General features: G+C 55.4%; 19 protein-coding genes. 11 read left to right on the top strand and 8 right to left on the bottom strand.

The features are described 5' to 3' along the window. Position 1 precedes the first annotated feature (1 nt). From AC1Z36_RS18025 to AC1Z36_RS18010, 4 genes are read right to left on the bottom strand one after another with little or no spacing between them, the layout of a single operon-like run. Complete coding sequence (locus AC1Z36_RS18025) at positions 2-1618, bottom strand: hypothetical protein (protein ID WP_483562049.1); 1617 nt, start codon at positions 1616-1618, stop codon at positions 2-4. 8 nt (positions 1619-1626) lie between these two features. Beyond that, positions 1627-2334, bottom strand: a complete 708-nt coding sequence (locus AC1Z36_RS18020) for a DUF8175 domain-containg protein (RefSeq protein ID WP_483562047.1) — start codon at positions 2332-2334, stop codon at positions 1627-1629. Between the two features lie 37 nt (positions 2335-2371). Next, complete coding sequence (locus AC1Z36_RS18015) at positions 2372-2653, bottom strand: hypothetical protein (protein ID WP_483562046.1); 282 nt, start codon at positions 2651-2653, stop codon at positions 2372-2374. Positions 2654-2665: 12 nt separating this feature from the next. Then, a complete protein-coding gene (locus AC1Z36_RS18010) occupies positions 2666-3151 on the bottom strand; it encodes a DUF6668 family protein (protein ID WP_483562045.1) in 486 nt (161 codons plus the stop codon). Positions 3152-3474: 323 nt separating this feature from the next. On the opposite strand from AC1Z36_RS18010, the gene AC1Z36_RS18005 reads away from it, so the two are divergent. Genes AC1Z36_RS18005 through AC1Z36_RS17990 form a run of 4 tightly spaced genes read left to right on the top strand, consistent with a single transcriptional unit; the run spans position 3475 to position 6903 of the window. Then, positions 3475-3693 (top strand): helix-turn-helix domain-containing protein, encoded by a 219-nt coding sequence (locus AC1Z36_RS18005; protein ID WP_128471534.1) that lies wholly within the window; start codon positions 3475-3477, stop codon positions 3691-3693. A gap of 28 nt (positions 3694-3721) precedes the next feature. Further along, positions 3722-5200, top strand: coding sequence for a hypothetical protein (locus AC1Z36_RS18000; RefSeq protein ID WP_483562044.1), 1479 nt, complete (start codon positions 3722-3724; stop codon positions 5198-5200). Between the two features lie 12 nt (positions 5201-5212). Beyond that, on the top strand, positions 5213-6343 hold the full coding sequence (locus AC1Z36_RS17995; protein ID WP_483562043.1) for a transglycosylase SLT domain-containing protein: 1131 nt from the start codon (positions 5213-5215) through the stop codon (positions 6341-6343). Next, positions 6340-6903, top strand: coding sequence for a hypothetical protein (locus AC1Z36_RS17990; protein WP_483562042.1), 564 nt, complete (start codon positions 6340-6342; stop codon positions 6901-6903). The genes AC1Z36_RS17995 and AC1Z36_RS17990 overlap by 4 nt, the downstream gene beginning before the upstream one ends. Positions 6904-7367: 464 nt before the next feature. Here the strand turns inward: AC1Z36_RS17990 and AC1Z36_RS17985 are convergent, their stop codons facing one another. The 4 genes from AC1Z36_RS17985 to AC1Z36_RS17970 form a co-directional block, all read right to left on the bottom strand. Continuing rightward, positions 7368-7586 carry a hypothetical protein gene (locus AC1Z36_RS17985; protein ID WP_483562041.1) on the bottom strand — a complete coding sequence of 73 codons (219 nt, stop codon included), beginning with the start codon at positions 7584-7586 and terminating at the stop codon, positions 7368-7370. Between the two features lie 162 nt (positions 7587-7748). Beyond that, the gene (locus AC1Z36_RS17980; protein ID WP_483562040.1) at positions 7749-8699 is read right to left on the bottom strand and encodes a class C sortase; all 951 of its coding nucleotides are present in this window, start codon (positions 8697-8699) and stop codon (positions 7749-7751) included. Positions 8700-8795: 96 nt separating this feature from the next. Further along, positions 8796-10292, bottom strand: a complete 1497-nt coding sequence (locus tag AC1Z36_RS17975) for a SpaH/EbpB family LPXTG-anchored major pilin (RefSeq protein ID WP_434694022.1) — start codon at positions 10290-10292, stop codon at positions 8796-8798. A 131-nt stretch (positions 10293-10423) separates the two neighbouring features. Continuing rightward, entirely contained in the window at positions 10424-12652 is a 2229-nt protein-coding gene (locus tag AC1Z36_RS17970) for a SpaA isopeptide-forming pilin-related protein (RefSeq protein ID WP_483562039.1), read from the bottom strand. A 211-nt stretch (positions 12653-12863) separates the two neighbouring features. Between AC1Z36_RS17970 and AC1Z36_RS17965 the strand changes: the two genes are divergently transcribed. The 7 genes from AC1Z36_RS17965 (at position 12864) to AC1Z36_RS17935 (ending at position 20343) form a co-directional block, all read left to right on the top strand. Next, entirely contained in the window at positions 12864-13118 is a 255-nt protein-coding gene (locus AC1Z36_RS17965; RefSeq protein WP_483562038.1) for a hypothetical protein, read from the top strand. An 823-nt stretch (positions 13119-13941) separates the two neighbouring features. Beyond that, a protein-coding gene (locus tag AC1Z36_RS17960) for an IS3 family transposase (RefSeq protein ID WP_483562037.1) occupies positions 13942-15116 on the top strand; the annotation gives its coding sequence in 2 pieces (ribosomal slippage) (positions 13942-14233 and positions 14233-15116; 1176 coding nt in all). A 67-nt stretch (positions 15117-15183) separates the two neighbouring features. Next, entirely contained in the window at positions 15184-16098 is a 915-nt protein-coding gene (locus AC1Z36_RS17955) for a DUF1963 domain-containing protein (RefSeq protein WP_483562036.1), read from the top strand. 384 nt (positions 16099-16482) lie between these two features. Next, the gene (locus AC1Z36_RS17950) at positions 16483-17496 is read left to right on the top strand and encodes a 5'-nucleotidase (RefSeq protein ID WP_483562035.1); all 1014 of its coding nucleotides are present in this window, start codon (positions 16483-16485) and stop codon (positions 17494-17496) included. Beyond that, positions 17489-18658, top strand: coding sequence for an MBL fold metallo-hydrolase (locus AC1Z36_RS17945; RefSeq protein ID WP_483562034.1), 1170 nt, complete (start codon positions 17489-17491; stop codon positions 18656-18658). Before AC1Z36_RS17950 ends, AC1Z36_RS17945 begins: the two co-directional genes overlap by 8 nt. Positions 18659-18946: 288 nt before the next feature. Further along, the gene (locus AC1Z36_RS17940; RefSeq protein WP_434694034.1) at positions 18947-19510 is read left to right on the top strand and encodes a recombinase family protein; all 564 of its coding nucleotides are present in this window, start codon (positions 18947-18949) and stop codon (positions 19508-19510) included. 26 nt (positions 19511-19536) lie between these two features. After that, positions 19537-20343 (top strand): abortive infection family protein, encoded by an 807-nt coding sequence (locus AC1Z36_RS17935; RefSeq protein WP_434694037.1) that lies wholly within the window; start codon positions 19537-19539, stop codon positions 20341-20343. Positions 20344-20693: the final 350 nt, after the last annotated feature.

Genomic DNA, 20693 nt, shown 5'->3' with positions numbered 1-20693 from the left:
ATTATTCGCCGTCCTCGTCTACGAGCTTGCTGGGATTTGCCCCGTTGGCGATGCCTTTAACGTCGCCCATTTTCTGCATTGCCTCGTTGAGCTTGTTTGGTGCTTTTGCTCCTGAGGGGCCACCGGCAGGTGGGGTGCTGTTCTGGGCTGAGCCTGGGGAACTAGAGCCAGGGGAATTAGCGCCGGTGCCCGAACTGCCGGAGCCAGAAGAACTAGGAGAAGTTGATGCACCGGCACCGGTTGGATTGGAACTCGAACTACTCGATGATGCTGCGCCATCCGATCCACCGGCAGAGGTATGAGCACCGCCGCCCGAAGCAGCAGGAGAACCGCTAGAGGTTGCGCCGGACGTGGAGCTGCCAGAACCACTGGCAGAAGATCCGCCACCAGCACTAGAGCCGGAGCCTGCCTCACCAGAGGCAGCACCCGACGCGGAAGAACCCCCATCGGTGCCGCTAATGGTTTCCGAAGCAGAAGAACCACCACCGCCAGATGACCCACTCACGGATGCGCCAGCACTGCCGCCAGTCGATCCTCCACCACCGGCTGGAGTGCCGCCGCCGGCTGTCCCGGCTGCGGTCGAACCGCCACCGGCAGCAGCAGCGGCACCACTGCCACCACCAACGGCACCTGCACCGCCACCCATCGTCGCACCTGCACCACCGGCAGCAGCCGCCGCGCCACCTGTACCCGCGAGAACTGCGGCACCGGCTGCGAGCGTGACACCAGCGCCCAGCGCTGCACCGCCGGAGAACGCGCCAGCGCCAACACCGGCAGCAGGAACGATGAACTTGATCAAGGCGGGCAACGCCAGCGCCGCCAGCAACAAGATCAGCAACGCAATCAGGGTCGAGTGCATCGCCTCAGGAACAGTGGCTTCTTCACCCTCGGGGGCACTGCCTTCTACCAGCATGCGGAATCCCAAAGAATAGATGCCCGCTGCGACCGGCTTATAGAGCAGCAGCGCGATCAGCCAGCCGTTGGCTTTGCGCCATGCTTGCCGGCCCTGCTCTGAGCCACTGGCCGCAGCCAGTACCACGATGAAGGCGGAGAGGATCAGGAACATCACGTCACGGAAGTACATGAACAGCAGGTTGATGACTGCGCCGAGTAGCAAGAGGATGAATAGCAGGAATGCTGGGCCAGGGCTGGCAATCAGCGCAGCACCGGTAGTCAGCATTTGTGTCAGATCCACGTCTCCGCCGGTGGAACGCTCGACGATCCATTTGGAGAATTCATCCGAAGCGGTGAGCAGCAATCCGATACCTGTTGCATAGGCGGTGGCAGCGAGAATCAGATTCGCAATCGGGGTGCCCAATCCGATGAGGCTGTTTTTCACGTCCTGGGACATGACGAGCTTTATTAGGCCGATGAGGAAACCGAGGATCGCGAACCCTGCCACGTACCAAGACATGTCAGCCCGAAGGCTGGTTACGGCTGCATTGTCTACGTCGGGGCTGGGTGTATCCATCCAGAACGTGGAAACCTGGGCAACGAAGGCTACCGCACCGTCATAGAGCGACTGCACGAAGTCCGTAATCGCACTATCAGCAAGATTCTTTAATCCTTCGCCGCCTTTGCAAATGAGATCCCACGGACGGCATTGTGAATCGGCCATAATTGCACCTACTTCAAATCGGTATACGCGCTGGGATCAGTTGCAATGTCCCAAGCCGGTTCACCGGATGAAAGATCCAACCGCCAATCGTTAGCATTTTCATCCCATAGAAGATCTACACGAGTTGAAACATACTGACTGCCCGCTGGGCCGATATATTCGACAGAAGCAGCATCATCTGAGCTATCCATAATGCGGTAGCCAGAAATTACGGGGTATTCGGAGGTCTGTTCCAGGGCCATCCATTGCTCAAAAAGTCGATCGCGTTCTGGTGATTCAACTGCGGCATCGATGATTCCTGCCCCCGAAATGTCTAGGAGTAGAGTCAATCCTGCGAAAATTGCGCCAGATGGTGTGTGGCTGAAACAACGCCAGAAATCCCCATCCATCTTCGCCGGCCCATGCTCCGCCGATACCGGCAGCAGCATACCCACAGGGTGTCGCTTCCACTCCGTAGCCGGAGCATCGTTCGGGAACGAATCGTCGGTGCTTAGCGCAGGGCAATCCCCGGAAGCTGGCGTGGAAGCCGAAGCGGAAGGGGATGACGGGGAAGCAGTCTCAACCGGTACCGACGGGGCCGGAGCGGGCGGAGCTGTTTCTGGTTCAGAGTTGACGCGGGGGAAGATGACTAGCCCCGCGATCACGATGACCACGATGAAGGCGAGGATACCGCCCCAGAGTTTCCAGTTTCTGCCTAATGGATCAGTTTCAGCCATGAGGATCTTCTCTTTCTCTTAGACGGTTCACCTGTGCTTAGACGAAGACGTTGATGATCGTTCCCGCGCTAATGGCCAGGATGCAGACGATCAGGGAGATGACCAGTCCCTTGAAGCCGTTGATTTCTCGTCCGGTGAAGGAAGCGAAGGCCAGGAACCCGGCTGAGGTGAGGAATCCGGCTACGCCGAGCAGGATGACGGCCCAGGCGATCCAGTTCAGGATCGTGGTGAACCCTTCGGTGCCTGGTGGCTGTTCAGGGGTTGGGTTGGGGATGCTGGCGGCCAGGTCGATACCGAATGCCAGGGTTTGCAGCAACATGTGTTTGCCTCTCTATTTGGTGGGAGTGTTCAGGAGTTTGATGATTCGTTTGATCCGTCCGGGCAACCGGGCAGGATCTGGCGGGGCATCGAGCCAGGGATCCATCCATGGGATATGGGTGCCTCGGGGAACCATGCGCAACAGACGCTTGGTGGCTTTTTTGCGGGCGTCACTGGTGCGTGGCCCTGCTTCGATCAGCACCAGGGCTGAGAGCTGGGAACCGCTCAGTTGTCCGTTGGCCCAGGAGCGGACGAAACGGTCCGCGGCGGACAGGCCGGTGTGGTCGGTGCGAGCGACTGCGATCACCGGAAGCGGCCAGGGGGCTTGAGTTCGGGTACTTTGCGAGAGCGGCCATGCCCTGCCTACGTCCAGGGCGGATTCGCCAAGGAGTGTGCTGAGGGTGGTGGCGCCTGCTCCGCCGTGCAGGCCCATGACGGCTAGGCCTTCGAAGGGACCGATGTCCGTTTGTGGCCACGGGGAAGATGGGGCTTCCAACATGGGGGACAATCCTGGTGCAGTGGGCCCGGTGACGATGAGGTCATGGCCGAGAAGGTCATCTCGGATGTCATGACCGCTATCAGGCGTCTTATTTGGTCTTGTAGGCGCAAAAGGGTTTGGGATCCCTGACATATGCGGGTTCACCTCAGTAAAGTAATCAACCGTAAGTAGTGATTCGTTATTTACGCTAACTCGCATAGAAAACAGTGTCAATGTTGTAACGCGGTTACATTGTGAAAACATGTAAAACATGGTTTTATGGGAAAACATGAGGTAACAGGGTTGACGTGGTTTTCGTACTCAAGCACATTTGGAGTGTGACCATGAACGATCCAGAAGCCGTTGAAGATCTCATCGCGGATTTGCCGGAGTGGGCGACGACCGAGGAGATCGCGGACGTGATGCGGGTGAAAGCGCAGACCGTTCTGAAATGGAACAAGGAATACGGCCTGAAGTCGGTGTCTATCGGGTCGAGGGTACGCCGGTACAGGAAGAAAGACGTGCGGGACTTCTTGCTGAAAAGCGATGAGGCCGCCGACTAACCCAAGGAAGCTACGGGTGGCGAAATAGATGACGCTGATCGATCCCCAGAAAGTCCCGGTCTTCCCGGTCTATACGCTGCAAATCAGCGAAGACCGCCAAAGGCTGACCTTGGATGGGGCACCGGTCCCCGTGCTCGATGAGGAGGATTTCATCGAGGCAGGGAAAAACGCGGTCATCGCCAAACTCGCCACGCACCACTTCGGGGCTGTTCGTGTGCGTGCTATTGATGCGTCCACGAACAGCTCCTGGGACATGATCATTTCCGCTGATGGGGAAGTGCTCGATCTCTCCGCGCAGCAGGAAGCCGTGCAAGCGAAGATTGAACGCGCGCAGCGCACGAAAAAACGCTGGTTCATTGCCGGGGCGAGCACCCTAGCGGTGCTTACTCTCGGTGGCGTCGGCACCGCCGTGGTCATCGCCAACCAGCCCGCCGCCACCGTCCCCGCCTACACCCCGCAAGGGGTCGGGGCTACGCTGCCAGCCGCGCCGCCACCGCAACACGAAGCGACCGCCGCGTGGAGCCACCCCACCCTCGCTGGCGCTACGGTCAACATGATCAGCCCCGACCGGCTGCTCACCGCCGATCCAGAAGGCACCGTCACCGGGCGCAACCCGGACACTGGCCAGCCAGTGTGGCGCGGGGACAAAGCCCCGGAAGACCTGGCCAGCATTCACCAGGGCACCTGGGCCGGCAAACCGGTCTATGCCGCTGCAGAACGCAACGAACTGCGCCTCTGGCCGGTAGAGATGCCCTACGACACCCCGGGCGTGGCACCAACCAGCATCGGGCTGGAACCAGGGCAAACAGCACGCACCGACACCCACACCCCCTACATCGAACTGGGGGACTGGTACATCCGTGTCCCCGATGCGGCTGGCACGCTGCATGATGTGATGATCCCGCCCGGATCGACCGTGCTGGACGTCGCCGCCGATGGAACCATCACCACGATCAGCGCCACCGCCATCTACACCCTGGATAACACCGGGAAGATCCTGGAAGAGAAGAACTTCACCGCTCCAGAAGGTGCCACGAAATACCCGGTACGAGTGTGGCTGCTCGACGATACCCACGCCCTGCTGGCGTGGGATGACACCGAACGCATCATGGGAGTGCTGAACACCAGCACCGGTTCAATGCTGTTCTCCGGCACACCACGGGCAATCCCCACTACCACCGAACCCCTGCTGGTAGACAAGGAAGCGAAAACCGCAGCTATCGGAAACGTGGGAATCAGCTACAGCGACCAGGCAGCACTCAAAGACCTTCCTGCCGCTGACCTCTCAGCAATCCACGGAAACCTGATCTACGCGAACACCAGCAACGGGCCAGTCACCCTGGACCTCGCCTCCCCGGAGGCCGAGCCACAGTCGTGGGCGAACTACCGTACCGAAGATCCAGCCCCGGCACTGGTCACCGATGACGCGGTGTATGTGGTGGCAACCCAGTTGGAGAACACCACCGTCTACCGATCCAACAAGACCAACGGCAGCACACGCCAGTAGGGAGGCCTGGTCATGGAAGAACAGGGAGGCGGAGCCAAAATCGTTCTGGCAGTCCTCGGTGTCCTTCTCCTTCTGGTCATCACCCCGATCATCCTGTTCATGGGTGGAGGCGACAGCGAAGAACCTGATCCCAATGCCCCCTGTGTCATTGAAGGCACGCCCATCGGCAAGGGCAAAGACGGAACATCCACGGTGAAAATTCCCGAACAGTACCGGGAAGCTGTGGAAAAATCCGCCGATACTGCTGGGCTTCCCGTAGGGATCATCGCCGCGCAGATCCAACAAGAATCCGGCTGGAACCCCAAGGCAGTCTCCCCGGTGGGAGCACGAGGCATTGCCCAGTTCATGCCAGAAACTTGGGAGGAATGGGGCAACGGTAAAGACCCGTTCGATCCGTTCGCTGGCCTCGATGCCCAAGGCCGCTACATGAAACATCTCGCCGGACAAATCGCGGATCTGGCCAGCAACGAGAAAGAAAAAATCCAATTCACCCTGGCCGCCTACAACGCCGGAGCAGGCAACGTCCAAAAATACGGGGGAATCCCGCCCTTCGAGGAAACCCGCCACTACGTGGAAATCATCATGGGCAACGCCCAGATGGACTATTCCTCAACCTGCGAAGCGCCCGGTGGCTTCGACTTCGGTGAACTGAAAGCCGATGAATGGGCACACCCCATGCCCAATTCAAGCATGACCTCGCCGTTCGGGCCACGCGCCTGCCCGCTGGCCAGCTGCGCTGGCATGCCGTTCCTCTTGAAACACGAAGGCATCGACCTGGCCGGATCAGACCCCTACTTCTACGCTCCCACCGATATGAAAATCACCTATGCCAGCAGAGGCAATCTTGATGAACTCTACGGCTCCTACGGCAACTACATTTTCGCCCAGATGACCGAAGCCCCTTACCTGGTCTTCGAATTCCACGAAGCCCAAGACAACTCCCTGCTGGTAAAAACCGGCGACGTAGTGAAGAAGGGAACCCCGCTGGGCAAGCCGGGAGCTACCGGAAATTCCAGTGGCATCCATGTCCACTTCCAGATCAACAACCCGAAAACCAGTGTGTTTGACCGCCCAGCGATCAACAACGGCAAAACCTATGACCCGGTACCGATCCTCCGACAGCAAAAGGTGAACATCCAATGAAACACCCAGAGATCCTCGCACTGGCCCTGACCGTAGGACTCGCAACAGGGATAGCCGGATGCACCCCCGCCAGCAACGAGACCGAACCAAGCAGCAGCCCGAGCGTTGCCCCCACCACGGCCAGCCCCACCGCGCCAGCGCCCAGCGCCAGCCACGAGCACGGGGATGCTGTGGATGACCCAGCAAAAATCGAATTGGCGAAGCAAGCGGCCACGATCATGACCACTTGGAACCCGAACAAGGACTTCAACCGTACCGCCGCCGAAATGCGCGCCAGAAACCTCATGACCAGCGAACGAGCCAAGCAAGTCATCGCCCCGGAACGGCCAGCGACCGGCGTTGAATGGCTGACCGCAGCAGAGAACAAGGCGACCAGCAAGCCCACGGTGAAACTCATGACCGAGCACCACGAGCAGGACACGGTTGCGGTGATGTCTACTTGGCAATGGGTGACCAAGGACGGGGAATCCTGGGCCGGGGAAGGGAAGCAGACGTTCTACTTCACCTTCACCGACACCGAGCCGTACAAGATCCGCGACTACGTTTCATCAATCCAATAGCAGCCTTGCGGCACAGTCGATTTACCTATTGAAAAGTCCAGAACGAGGTGTGAAGTACTGCAAGAATCCTGCGGATCCGTATTCTCAAGGTTCAATGCGTTGCAATATGCGCCATTGACAGCAAAATGGTGCGAAATCCTCCGCTTATCGTCCCGGTCTAGTACCTTGGTGAACCGAAGGCACGATTTACAACTAAACTAGGTTAGTGCGCTAGATTTTCGGGCCCAACCACTGGGTGGCGAATCGTTCGTTACCCCAAGAATAACGATTCCCAGTGGGCCCGCCGGTTTTCCCCAGAAACCTGCGGGTTGCTATCGTTGACGGTCAGAAGACCCCCTGCAATGACAGCGAGGGTCTTCTCTCCGTGGGACCGACGCTGGTTTTCGGCCACACACCCAAGATATTTTCCTTAGCTGTATAGTCCGAAAATGCCCAAGCAGACTAATCGTTGAGGCTCACTCTTCTCAAACCAGTGTGGTCTCGCCGTTCGGCGATGCGTCCCATGCTTCTTCGACCAGCTCGATCAAACGAGTGACGGAACTAAGGATTTCCGATGAATCCGATGGCACCGTCAACAAACTAGCCCTGTATTTCTTCAGCGCTTCATACAAACTGTAGCTGGCATCATCATTCTCCATCTGCAAAGTAAGTGTGTATGGGACGAACTGCTTGTCAGAATTCATGATTCCTGTTTGACGGTCGTGCCGGGGAACTGTTCGCGGCGTGGTTGATGTGATGGGCGCTCAGACGAGGTACCGAAGATTTATCTCTTGTGCGAGGTTTGCCTGCTATCGGAATACTTCTAGCTCTGAATGCTTTCGGAAGCCGTGAGCAGCAAATGGTACTCATGTGTTTTCTGCAGCCCTGCGCTCCGAGGCGCGGGTGTGCCTTTTGGCTTGCGCGTAGCCAGCGCGCCAGACGAATGCAATTGCCGCTAGCAGCACTGCGCTCAGGACTACGGCCCACCACGGAAAGCCAGGTAGTTCGGATTTTTCTGCTGCGGCTAGTTCATCTGCTAGTGGAGTCGGTGTTACTCGCACTGCATTGACGAGAATCCTGTGGCTGTTCAGCCCGAGAGGCGTGCAGGTTACAAGTGTCAGCATGTCTGTATTTTCGACAGGAAGTATAGCTTCAGTTTCGTCTGGATCAATGACGACCGTTTCGACAACTTCGTAGGTTAAAGTCTGATCGAGTACAGAAACAGTTAGACGGTCTCCGATCTGCGCCCGATCCAGATGGGTGAAAAGCGTAGATTCGGGTAGTCCGCGGTGCGCTGTCAATACAGAACGGGTTTCATTTCCACCGACCGGCAGCGAAGTTCCCTCCAGATGGCCAATGCCGCGTTGCAGTGTTTCGTCACTTGTGCCGTGGTAAATAGGAAGGTCAATGTCGAGAGATTCATATCGAAGGCGCCCCATGAACCCGTTGCCGGTGGTGTCCAGCAGTGATTCGTAGTCCAACTTTTCATCAGCGACGTTGATGTCGCTGCTGGCGATGTTCTCATTAGCCCGGTATACGGCGCCACTGGCTAAGGCACCGTTATATTCATGTGCGCGGGCAATTTGTTCTGCCCGATATGCTGCGTCATTGGTCGGAGCTTCTCGCATTTCGTTGAGCGCCATCTCAGTCACGCGGGACTGCTCGCGCTGCGAGAACCATGACGCCGTGCGAGGATACATGAAAGTCATGACTCCTGCGAGGATCAGGATGGCGGCGAGGGTCTCCAGCCAGGGCAGTCTCCAACTCCGATGGGACTCGCGGTGCGCTGCATGACGCCCAAGTCTCGATGTAGTCACTAGTTATCCTCGTAGGTGATGAAATGGAATTGGCGGCGGCGCATGAATGCACCGCCGCCGAATTCTGGGCCTTTATACGTTCAGGCCAGCTGGAGCTTAGGCATCCTGCTTGTTGTTACGGCGACGGGCTGCGAGGAGGAGTCCTCCGCCGGCCGCAACGATTACCAGTCCGCCAACGGTGAGCAGGATCGTGCCCTGAGCACCGGTCATCGGAAGATCTGGACCTTCAGTCTTGGCGTTCACCACGGTCATCGAATTGACATTGTTTTCACCTGGGGTGATGGTGACAGGATTGTCGATTGGCGTTGCGGTGTGGCCAGCTGGAACCACGGTTTCATAAACGCAGTAGTCCTTGGATGGGGCAGGCGCCGCTGGACCGTTGTCAACGTTGGTGATCCAAAGGCCCAGAGGGCTGCTGGCTGGGGTGGTGTGGCTCCACTGCACAAGACCGTTGGCATCGGAGGTGCCGGTGGCCACGGTGCCATTTGCTGGAGCTTCTGCCGGGCAGGTCTCACCGGTGAGGTTGAAGACCTGGAACTCAGCGCCTGCCAGCTTTAGCGCGTTGGGCTTGGAATCATCGGTCTTCAGAATCGAGAGTTGTCCCCAATAGGTGTAAGGAACTTGTTCGCCTGGGACCGTGGTGCCGTTGAAGGTGCTCTTGTAATCGTCGTTCGGGATAGCCCCGTTGCCGACAGAAATCACGGTGGTGTCGAAGCTAAGAGCGATGCTTTCGCCCATATTCGCATCGAGCACTGCGCGGCCAGCTGCGGTGAAGGTCCACACGGCGTTTCCAGTGACGTTGTAGTGGGTTCCTTGCACAAGTGGCGTACCTCCGACCGTGGCAACTGTCGAGTCAGCTACGTAGCGCAGGCGGGAATCGAGGGCGTCGCGAACGATGGCTTCAGTGAACTTCTCCCCATTGTTAAGGGTAGGCACTGGAACGTTCAGCTTCCAGGTCACATCGCTGCCTACGGTCAGTTCGGACTGTGCAGGATCGATGGTCTTGGTTGGTTCATCCAGGATCTGGTTCTTGGGGTCGGCTACCACGTTGTAGTTCCAGCCGTTGCCTTCGGCACCTTCAGAGGTAGGGATCGAGACATAGAAGTCCGGAACCTTGGAGACGATGTTGTTCTGGCCTGGGTCAGTTTCGCGAACGAAGTAGACACCTAAGTCCAAGTTGAAAACAGTAGAGCCATCCACCGTCGGCTGGGCAACATCGGTACCGGAAACCAAGCAGTACGGCGCGGAAGGAGCAGCTGGCGCAGAGTTGAACAATCCGTTCAAACCGTCCCAGTCGGCAGCCGCAGCCAGATCGATTGGCTCGCATGAATTCCCCGCGTTGAGCTTACCGACCTGCTGCACGGTGAATTCAACTCCATCAAGCAAGTTTTCGGGGTCAGGAGTTTCCCCAGTGCCAACTGGTGAACCCGAATACTTGTTCACGGTCAGGGTGCCGCTAGACGGAGCGCCCGGCTGGTCGGGGCCCACAGCTGCAAAGGCAGGTGAACCAAGAAGCAGCAGCCCGCTAGCTGCGATCGAGATGGCTCCAATGGCGGCGGTTGCGCGCCTTAGGAGCGGATTCTTAACGGTCATTGTTTTTCCGTTTTCCTTTCGTTCCCTCACCGCGCATCGGGTTCGGGTGGACTGATGAATTGTTCTTCGAGTGGATTCGAGATGAGGGATTAGTGTGCGCATGATGCGAGTTCTATAAGGGGATATTGATGTTATGAAACCCCCTGACGGCGTTTGCGCAGACGGCTAAGACCTGCACCAACAAGACCAGCTGCCAAAATCCCGCCACCGAGCATGCTGTAGAAATCACTGCCCAGCCCGCCAGTCAGTGGTATTGCCGGGCCCTCACGCCGGGTGTTCTCAATTGGGCCGAGGTCGAAAGTCAGAGTATCTGCAGATACTTCAAACTCCAGAGGTTCATCGAGCGGATAATAGCCAGCTGGTGCTTTGGTTTCTTCCAACTGGTATTGCCCCCACGGCAGTTCAGGTATCTTGAAGCCGCCGGCCTTTGGATCACGGTCTGCACCGGTGCACGAAGAAGCTTCCTGCGCGGTGCAGTCCTGGATTTCTAGCCCTTGCCCGCCATTGAAATTCGATGGTCCGGTGAGCGTCCACTGCGATCCGGAGAGAGCCTTGCTGGCCTCGTCGATCTTTTGCCAGAGAGCTGCTCCGCTCTTGGGCTTATTGGTGAAAGTGCATTCAGCAACGTCACCCGGTTTAAGACCTGTCAGGACTGAAGACGCCGAAGAGAGGTTTTTTTCCGCTTTGGCTCCGCCGGCACTAGTCACCGAGCACACACCGCTGACGAAGTCGTACCCTGTCTGCATCGTCTCAGTAATAGTCACATTGGCAGTGGCCGTAGGATTGTTCGGAAAATTAATAGCCCACGGTGTCGCGACCTTGCCATCGGCACCAGTCAGCGATGTTGCCGGGGTGCTGATGCTGGTTCCAGAACTGCTTCCGGCTGCCAGGGTGGCGCCTACGGTCCAGTTGCTAGCTGGTTTAGGGTTCTGCCCCTTGAAATCCTGAAGCTGCTTTCCGATTGATACACTTGCGGGTTTGAGGCTGTTGACGATGGTGCAGTCGACTACGTCCCCGGGAACGATTCCAGCTGCAGGATTGTTGTCCGGACCGGTCAAAGTGATAGCCGTTTTGGTTCCGTCAAGTTTGGTCACGTCGCATTTTCCGCTAGCGAATTTGTAACCGTCCTGCATGACTTCACGTATTTTCAGATCGGCTTTATTGTTGCTGGCTCCGAACTGAAAACGCCATGAGGATGTTCCTTCAGTATTGGTTTGCTGTGTAGTTGCTGAAGGCGTCGAAGAAATGGTACCGGTGATCGCTTGCGCGGTAGCTCCCACAGTCCAGTTCGTTCCTGGTTGCGGGTTCTCGCCCTTCGAGTCGGTGACTTGCTTGTGGACGTTCACTTGCGCAATGAGCGGTGAATTGTAGAACCGGCATTCCACTGCTTGGCCACTGGAAGGAATCGTGATTTTTCCTGCAGTTCCTGTGCCTTGCACGGTTTGGACACCATCTACCAGACAACGGTAGCTAGAGGCGTAGTTGCTTAGGTTTGCGGTTCCCGCGGCGGTTTCCGCGAAATGCAGCTCGACATTGCGCACAGTCGGCAGGGGACCGACACGCTCGGGCTGCTGCCCATTAGCGTTGCCCGTGGTGGTAGCCGTGCCGATGACAGTACCGGTAGCGCTTCCTTGGCGTAGCGACAAACCGAATTGATCGCCTGCCGTTACACGTCCACCTTCAACAAACTTCTCAATGGTAATGGTCGGCGGTGATCCGCACGATGCGAGGTCCGTACTTCCGCCGAAATTCGTGCTCACGACGGTTTTCGGATTGCTCCAGCCGGGCATGTCATAGGATTGCACAATATCGCCCGAGCTCAGATAACCCTTGCCGTCGGCGTCGAAGGCCACACCGTTGACGTTGGTCGTGGTGTTATTAACCGTGTTACTGACTGACGAAGTGATAATTCCGCCATTCGCAGACGCCAGATTAGCTGCCGTCACAGAGTATATGGTCGCAGTGCTTCCGGAGCCACGGACAACGAAGAGGTTTCCGTTCGCATCGAAACCCATGTCGCCGTTCGCCGCAGCGGTGGATCCAGTATCTGTGGCGATGCGGCCCTTGTAGGAGATCGCATTTGTCGCGGGATTGTATTCCCATAGCTGGAATGACCGTGTGCTATTGCCGGTAGGGGTGTAGCCGCCGATGTAATAGCGACCGGTGCCCAGATCGACTGCTCCTGCAACGAATACTGCCGAACGATTCAGTGTGCTGGAGTTTACCGCAGCGCCGGTGGTGGACCAGGAACCTGTGTTGACGTCGAAACGGTAAACCGTGGCACCTAGCGTGTCCGTGCTGCGGTGGTAAGCGAATACTGTGGATCCGCCGGCACCGATTCCTAGGCCGTTCATCTGCATGTTTGCCTGGTTGACAGCACTGCCCAGGTTTGAAACAGCTCCACCTGGTGCGACGGCACGGATTTGGCCAGCAGAGGTCAGCCCGTAGACATATCCGGGACCACAGATTGGGGAATAGGTTGCCGCAGCTCTAAGAGCTCTGGACTCCACTACGGAAGCACCCGACTCTTTGGCTGTTGGGTCCGAAGAACTTGGCTCTGGCTCAGGGTCAGTGGTTGACTCGACCGACTTCGAGCTGGAGGGGGACGGCGCTGGTGTTTCCGATGGACTGTTCACCGGAGCAGGAGGGATGGATTCCTCGGTTGCACCGGACGGTTCTTCCTCGGAGGAAGCCGATGGCTGTGCAGAAACGGAAATTTCCGGGCTGGCAGTGGATGCTGGACTCGGGGATGCCGTTGTCGAAAGTTCGCCTGCTTCTGAAACGGGACCGGTGGTCGACGTGGCATATGCCGCTCCGGAATCCTGAAAACCAAGGCTTCCGATGGCAATGAGAGCTGCACAAAAAATGAGCCAGTTCCGCGATCCTCGGCGCGGAGAAGCATCCCTGCGCCGGAAGCTTCTTGGCACAGGCAGGACGTTGGGCAATCTGGCCCTGCCGCTACTTTTCCGAGTACGAGGATTGTCGTAGTGCTTGCCGAGCATTTATCGTTCCCCAACTGATGAAAGGCGTGGGGAAGAAAGTCGCTTGCGAAAGAAGACACAACCAGTGGGCAACATCAGTCAAGCGCTTGACGATAAACCTCTGCTTATACATCCAGGACCCCACACCTGAATTTATGTATCGGCTTTAAGCTATCAGGATTCAGCGAATACTAAGGTTTTAAGTCAGTAACATTTCTTAATAGATTTTTGACGCGCACATAGGACAATTTTGATATTCTGATATACTAAATATGCCTATGCCATTAAGCCTTTGCATAGGTGAAAATTGACATTAACGCTGCTTGCCGTAGATTCGCCGGTGGTGGGTATCTCGCAACTAATTTTTCGCCCGTAAGTTTCAAGTCAATGGCACGGTTCACGATTGAGCCGGAGTCCTCATGAAGATAGCGAATTCAGCATGAGAGTCACCGCAGAACTTACTGGAACGACTCCCAGCAACGGTGGCACCGCAACTGCAGGAATCCAAGAGAGCATCTACTAGTTCACCGCAGCCACCAAAGCTGCGGCCCGGGCCAAATCGTATGTCGGGTCAGCAAATAGGGCATATAAGGTGGTACAGGATTAGGTGAACTTGGTTGGGTCCCCGAAAAGTAGTCCAGTGACTATGTGAGTACCTGTGTCCGACAATGGACACAGGAGGAATCACAGAAACAACGGCACGCAGACACACCCCAGACCAGGTCATCGCTAAAGTCCGCCAAGGACAGAAGATGCTCAATGAAGGCCACCCGATGATCGAGGTCATCAAAGAACTGCAGATCACTGAAGCTACTTGGTACCGCTGGCTCAACCAGTACGGGTCCGAGAAGAACGCTGAAGCCAGCAAACGTACCAAAGAGCTGGAAAAGGAAAACACCCGCCTGAAGAAGCTGCTCGCTGATCGGATGCTCGCCAACGACATCCTTACCGAGGTGGCCATGGGAAAATTCTAAGCCCCGAACCACGCCGTCGTGCCGTACGGATGGCGATGGAAAAATTTGGGGCGTCCGAACGTTTCGCATGCCAAGTTCTGGGCCAGAACCGTTCTGCGCTGCGTAAGAAGAAATCACCGATGAGCTTTGACGAAGCGCAGCTGAGAGCCGATTTGCGCGCTGTCGCGTCCGAGTATCCGGTCTGGGGCTGGCGCAAGGCCCGCTGGCACTTGCTGGCCACCGAACGATGGGCAGGCACTGTCTTGAACAGCAAGCGTGTCCGACGGTTGTGGCGCGAGGAAGGCTTGGTCTGTAAGCCCAAGCGTCGAAAGAAGCGGCGCACCGGTCCAGACGCTGGGGAGCAGAAGCGGTTGACCGCCGAGTACCCGATGCATGTACTGAGCTTTGATTTCCAGTCGGATGTCACCTCCTGCGGACGTCACGTCCGCTTTTTCAATGTCATTGATGAGTACACGAGAACAGCATTGGCGATTATTCCGCGGCGGCCTTTCAAGGCTGAGGACGTGGTGGCAGTTTTGGAAGGGATCATTGCCAAGACAGGGACCCAACCAACATTCGTGCGGTGCGATAACGGGCCTGAATTCACTGCCGGTGCGTTGGTGGATTGGTGCAACACTGTTGGAGTTTCTACTGCGTTCATTGATCCGGGTTCGCCTTGGCAGAACGGTTTTATTGAGTCGTTCAATGCGCAGTTCCGACGTGAACAACTCTCCGGAGAGATCATGGACACCATGTCGGAGGCGAGGTATTTGGCTGATAAATGGAAGGACATTTACAATCAGGAACGTCCCCGTGGCTCCTTGGATGGGTTGACGCCGTCCCGTTTTTGGGATGAATGGGTTAGAGAGAATCTGTTAGCTATCGCATAGTTGCTGGACTGCTGCTCAAAGGGACCCAGCCATCCCCTGTGAACGGATTGCTCGAAAGGACTTGATAGTGGCCAAGCTGCCTCGTACTCGCGTCACTGCGACTTCCCGTCAGCGGATTCTTCAGTGGCTCGATTCCCCTGAAATTCACGCCGCGTTTCTGCGCGAGGATTTGAAGTTCTCTTTGTTGCTGCTAGACCAGTACGAGGCCGGTGTCGACCGGATCCTTGCCGAGCGGGCCGAACTAGGGGAGCTGTCCTGGCTTGGAGGGCCGGCATTAGGCCCGATGGAGCAATGGCCTCGTAACGCGGACGGGGAACCGCTGGCGCATATCGCAACGATTCAACTTGGTGAGGCCCAAGCACTGATTGAATCCCCGGATTTCACGGAACCCGACTGGCCCGAACCCACGGCCCGTTTACCGGAAACTGGCTATCTTGAGGTATTCCATCACTTGGGCACCTACGGGAACCCTGAAGACGAAGACACCGGCGGATGGCTTGTTCGTCATGTGCCGCTAACCGGTGAGCATTTTCCCCCATTGGTTGATGGTCCTGAGGATTTGGAAGTCCCTCACCCAGTGTGCCAACCAGTCCTGCTTGGGACGGGTTTCAGCCTGCCGCGCGCTGTGGAGTTCATAGATGATGCTGCTGCATTCGAGGCTGCTGAGCGGGTTGAAGAAGAAGCTAACGCGACCTGGATGGCCTGGCGGCAGGGAGCTGATTCTGTCACCGGCCCGGTCATTCCCACCTCGCACCTGTACGGCCAGAGTGACTCAGGCGATACCTACGCTCACGAAATCCTTACGGCAGTTCGCCCACTAGAGCCGGGAGATACCTACGTTCTGATCCTTAGTGTCGAAAGCTGGACGCATTTTGACGGTTGGTTCGCAGACGCCGGAAACTTCGAAGTATGGATGCGCGCCAGCGATCTTAAAGCGCAACGTTTCAACATGGCTTGGTGCATGATCCGAACCGATCACTAAATTAATGGCGGCCCCCTCAAAGAACACAGGGGCAACATCGGGTTAGCGACACCATTTGGCCGCAGCAGCAAAGACTCGTCTCCTCGGCAGAAATACTCTTCTCACCGTGTCTAAGGAGCTCTCGCAGCTACTTCTATTCCCGTGAGTTAAAAGCCGATAATGTACGTTATGTAAAGTCATAGAGATTTTATTTGCTCCTGCCGCACATAATGAAGTTTCGGGTAACTTTCACTCCGTACCGACCCAGGAGCTGGGCGAAGAAGCGTCTGCACAGTAGATCATCACCCTAATATTCCTCCTGATTTTCGCGTCGAAACTTGATGCTGTCAGACTGTGGCCTAAAATTCGAAGTGCCGGCAATCGGCATCTAAGAATGTGAGGATCATGGCTGCATATCAACTGGATGATTTACTGGTGGTTGGAGTTGCATCAAGCGCTCTCTTCGACCTGACCGAATCAGATAAATATTTTCGTGAAAATGGTGAAGACGCCTACAGGGAATATCAGGACAATCACCTACACGATACACTGCAGCCCGGTGTTGCTTTCCCGTTTATCAAGCGGTTACTCGGACTAAATGATTTGGCTGAAGAGGGCAAGCGCCTTATTGAGGTAATCATCATGTCTCGAAATGATCCTGATACAGGTCTTAGGGTCATGAAATCGGTAGAAAAACATAATCTGGATATTTCGCGAGCAATATTTATGCAAGGGAGATCTCCTTATCATTTTATGGAAGCTTTATCTATGTCCCTCTTTCTCTCAAACAGTGAGAAGGACGTGAAAGATGCTATTGCGCAGGGCCTTCCGGCAGGACAAGTCGTTGGAATCCCTGCAACGGCAGGTGAAAGCAAAGATCTCCGTATCGCTTTTGATTTCGACGGTGTGCTCGCCGGTGACGAATCCGAACGGGTAATGCAGGAAACTGACTTAGAAACTTTTCACGCACACGAAGTTGACAACGCTTCAGTCCCGATGGTTGAAGGTCCTCTTTCATCCTTTCTTCGTGGAATAAATAAGATTCAAGACGTTGAAGAAGAGCTATTTAGGTCTGCAAAGTCCCAGGGTGAAGATTATAATCGAAGACTTCATGTTTCCATTGTCACCGCTCGGAATGCTCCGTCTCATGAGCGAGTAATTAAACACTTAAGGTCTGTCGGGTTACGCGTCAACGATGCCTTTTTCCTTGGTGGGATCGAGAAAGGAAGCGTTCTGAGAGTGCTACGTCCTCATATCTTCTTTGATGATCAAAAAGGGCACATTGAGAAAGCGCAAAAAGTCGTCCCAAGTGTCCACGTTCCATTCGGTATAACGAATGTGGAATCTGATTTAAGCGGAAATGACGATGCGTCGCTACTGGTAAAGAAATCGAAAGAAGAGGATGTCGATCATGGCTGATCCAATGATCAACGTGCTTCCAGTCGGCGACGGTGCTTGCACAATCCTAAGGCCATGGCCTGAGCGCGATCCAGGGTTGAGCGCAGTACTGGACTGCGGCGTTTGGCGTGGCCCAACCATTGATGGATCAGAGATGCTCTTCAAGTCTCTCGGTGGAACGCTCGCGAACGTTAAATCATTCGTTGTTAGCCATTTTGATTGGGATCACTGGGGAGGTTTGAAGAAGCTTTCCCAAGTATCTGGAGTCAAATGCGATCTAAACTCCGTTGAGCTTTACTATCCCGCAATGCCAGTGACTTTATCGGCCGGACTTATGGCCATGTTGGGAGGTCTCAAGGGAACGGGATCTGCTGTCCTAGATCTGCAAATATCGATGAATCCACTACTTGCTCCAGATGAGATCATTCATCTCCGACCGCTGAACAGCTCCAGTGGGCCAATTTCATTAGCGGGAGATGAATTTGACGTTCTTTGGCCTCCAACGCTGCTTACCCCGGAATTGCATCGGAGCCTTTATCGAGCGGTCGAAGCGGTCCGGAAGTTAGCTTCGGATCTAGACGATGCTGGCCACTCTACTTTGCTGGAAAACCTATCAAAGGCAAATTCTGTCGCGGCGAACCGTGACGAACTTTCAGGGCACGAGCTAAACGCACAGCTGGACTTAATCCCAGATGATGAGCACTCTGAGGACTTCGAATTCGAGATTAGTGGTAATGGCGATGCCTCAGAGTTTTATTTGGGGCAGGACAATGAGTCGGGCGTGGACGAAGAACTAAAACCTTTGCTAGCTCTCGATTTACCCCCTGATTTCCGAGATAGATACAAAAAAGTTCTGTCCAAAATCAGAAAAGCAAACAACAACCTTTCGCTCGTTCTATCGAGCCAATCAGGGAAGCTTATTTGTTTCGGGGACATAGGGGGAACTGCGCTCAAAGAAGTACTGAAATCCCCTATCGGGGAAGAATACCGTGTCATGTTGGCTCCCCACCACGGTACCCACAAATTTCCATCTGGCATGCCAAAGACGCGCTGGTGCATTTCTCAAGGTGGAAAATTTCATGAGCCTAAATGGAAATCGAATCACCCCAAACCTCATGCTGAGGTCAGTGAGAAGTGCTGGAATACTCAAAACGACGGCGAGTTCGGAGCGGCGCAGAGATAACGCCCCATTGCCCCTGTGTGATCCGGCTTAGCTCTAGAATATGTCTCCTTTAGGAGGTAATAGTTATTATCGCGCGTCAGTTGAACCTCCTGCAACGATTGGGTTGCAGGAGGTATCGTTATGTCCCAAAATCGTTCGTTTTTGACACATTGATCACTTGGTCGTTGTGAAGATTCCTGACAGTTGAAAATTCAACAGATTTCGAGCAGCATTTAGTCGCATAACTCAGTGCCACAAACTATGCGTCGATACATCGCTTATCCCACGAGTATTGATACATTTAGGCCCATGGGACACCTCCTCGGATACGCCAGAGTCTCCACCGGCGACCAAGACGCACAACTTCAACTCGATGCACTGACCAAAGCGGGGTGCTATCGCATATTCACCGACACGGCATCCGGCTCACTCGAGTCTCGGCCCGAACTCGACAAACTCCTGGACCAGATCAGACCCGGCGATACCCTCGTGGTCTGGCGTCTCGACCGTCTCGGCCGATCCATCCGCCATCTGATCAACCACATGGACGCGCTGCAGCAACGAGGCGTTGAGTTCAAATCCCTGCAGGAGAACATCGACACCAGTTCTTCAGGCGGCCGGCTTGTGTTCAACATCTTCGCGTCCCTGGCGGAATTTGAACGCGACCTCATCCGCGAGCGCACCAACGCCGGCCTAGCAGCGGCCCGGGCACGTGGCCGCACCGGAGGGCGCCCAACATCCCTCTCCCCCGACAAGCTTCGCACTGCGAAGAGGATGTACGAACAGCGAGACATGACCGTGGCACAAATTGGCGAAGTTCTCGGCGTCAGTCGCAGTACCGTTTACAGGGCGTTGCAGAAGTCCAGACTGTAGCAAACGAAGACAGGCACAATTGGTACATGAGTTCACCGCTAAATGACGAGATTGCAGGAGCCATTGGACAGTTCTTCTTCGCTGGGGATGGCCCTTCGCATTCCGTTTTGACACGAGTTTTCAAGACAGCGGGCATGTCAGATCATGACCCCTATGATCCGGAGACACAGACACCGAATAAACAACAACGTGTACTTGCTGTAGCTAGTGTAGGATCCCGCAAATCCGAAACAGCACGAAAACTCGTTGATAGCTTGCTCAACGCACTCAGACTCCATGGCTCATTTAGCCTTTCTGAAGACCAGCAGAGAGTCGATACTCTGCGATCCGCGCTTACCCACAGTGGATGGGGTTTAACGACTGATGGACGCCTAGAACAGCTAGGAAAGATTGATCTCGAAACTGGTGGCCGTGCAGCCCTCGATGAGCAGCTTAATCGATTGCGCAGAAATGTGGACGACCCGGCGGCTGTCTTGGGCGGAGCAAAGGAGCTCTTGGAGGCAATAGCCAAGTTTGTTCTCGAAGAAGGCGGTCTCCCCCTGGATCCGAGGGTCCCATTCCCTGGTCTTATTGAAATATCGTTCGAGCGTCTAGGTTTGCTCCCCGCCGTAGTTAACAACTCTGTTGAGGGGTCAAAACAAATCCATGACATCTACAGGTCAGCTAAGAAGATAGTTATCGCCGTCAACGAATTAAGAAACCTGCAAGGGACTGGGCACGGCAGAACACTCCCGACAGGAGTAACTGTGGAAGCAGCTCGTTACGTTATTCGAGAAGCAACGCACGTTGCCGAGCTCATGCTAACGACCCATGATCGACAAATGGGCCGATAAGCACTTTTATCGGTTCCGATCATGCGCCAAGTATGAAAATACTGAATGCAGATATCCTACAACTGAAGGGTTGCAAGACGTCTCACCGAGGACCACTCCCCCGATGAAAATTCTGCGAAAAGTCCATGCTCCAAAATTCTCGCAACTCTGTTTCGCAACTGATTTCCTAGAATCATGTCAAAACCATTAGTTGCGAGACACTTTTCGTCTTCCTGGCAACACTTGACGAAGACCAGCGCGAAATCTCGTTGCGGGAATTAGTTGCTGCAAGCAATAACTTCATAAATTCGCCGCTTGCGAAAAATAGGAAGTGGCGGATTTCAGTTTCCAATAACACCTTTTTTGTTTCT

Source organism: Glutamicibacter sp. BS14 (genome assembly GCF_056934375.1).
This window is presented reverse-complemented; position numbering and strand designations above follow the sequence as displayed.

Bases quoted from the DNA above. Each gene is read 5' to 3' on its own strand.
- AC1Z36_RS17940 (WP_434694034.1), top strand. From the start codon at position 18,947: ATGGGACACCTCCTCGGATACGCCAGAGTCTCCACCGGCGACCAAGAC.
- AC1Z36_RS17950 (WP_483562035.1), top strand. From the start codon at position 16,483: ATGGCTGCATATCAACTGGATGATTTACTGGTGGTTGGAGTTGCATCA.
- AC1Z36_RS18000 (WP_483562044.1), top strand. From the start codon at position 3,722: ATGACGCTGATCGATCCCCAGAAAGTCCCGGTCTTCCCGGTCTATACG.
- AC1Z36_RS17935 (WP_434694037.1), top strand. From the start codon at position 19,537: ATGAGTTCACCGCTAAATGACGAGATTGCAGGAGCCATTGGACAGTTC.
- AC1Z36_RS17975 (WP_434694022.1), bottom strand. From the start codon at position 10,292: ATGACCGTTAAGAATCCGCTCCTAAGGCGCGCAACCGCCGCCATTGGA.
- AC1Z36_RS17990 (WP_483562042.1), top strand. From the start codon at position 6,340: ATGAAACACCCAGAGATCCTCGCACTGGCCCTGACCGTAGGACTCGCA.
- AC1Z36_RS17945 (WP_483562034.1), top strand. From the start codon at position 17,489: ATGGCTGATCCAATGATCAACGTGCTTCCAGTCGGCGACGGTGCTTGC.
- AC1Z36_RS18005 (WP_128471534.1), top strand. From the start codon at position 3,475: ATGAACGATCCAGAAGCCGTTGAAGATCTCATCGCGGATTTGCCGGAG.
- AC1Z36_RS18025 (WP_483562049.1), bottom strand. From the start codon at position 1,618: ATGGCCGATTCACAATGCCGTCCGTGGGATCTCATTTGCAAAGGCGGC.
- AC1Z36_RS17970 (WP_483562039.1), bottom strand. From the start codon at position 12,652: ATGCAGATGAACGGCCTAGGAATCGGTGCCGGCGGATCCACAGTATTC.
- AC1Z36_RS17985 (WP_483562041.1), bottom strand. From the start codon at position 7,586: ATGAATTCTGACAAGCAGTTCGTCCCATACACACTTACTTTGCAGATG.
- AC1Z36_RS18015 (WP_483562046.1), bottom strand. From the start codon at position 2,653: ATGTTGCTGCAAACCCTGGCATTCGGTATCGACCTGGCCGCCAGCATC.
- AC1Z36_RS18010 (WP_483562045.1), bottom strand. From the start codon at position 3,151: ATGTTGGAAGCCCCATCTTCCCCGTGGCCACAAACGGACATCGGTCCC.
- AC1Z36_RS17995 (WP_483562043.1), top strand. From the start codon at position 5,213: ATGGAAGAACAGGGAGGCGGAGCCAAAATCGTTCTGGCAGTCCTCGGT.
- AC1Z36_RS18020 (WP_483562047.1), bottom strand. From the start codon at position 2,334: ATGGCTGAAACTGATCCATTAGGCAGAAACTGGAAACTCTGGGGCGGT.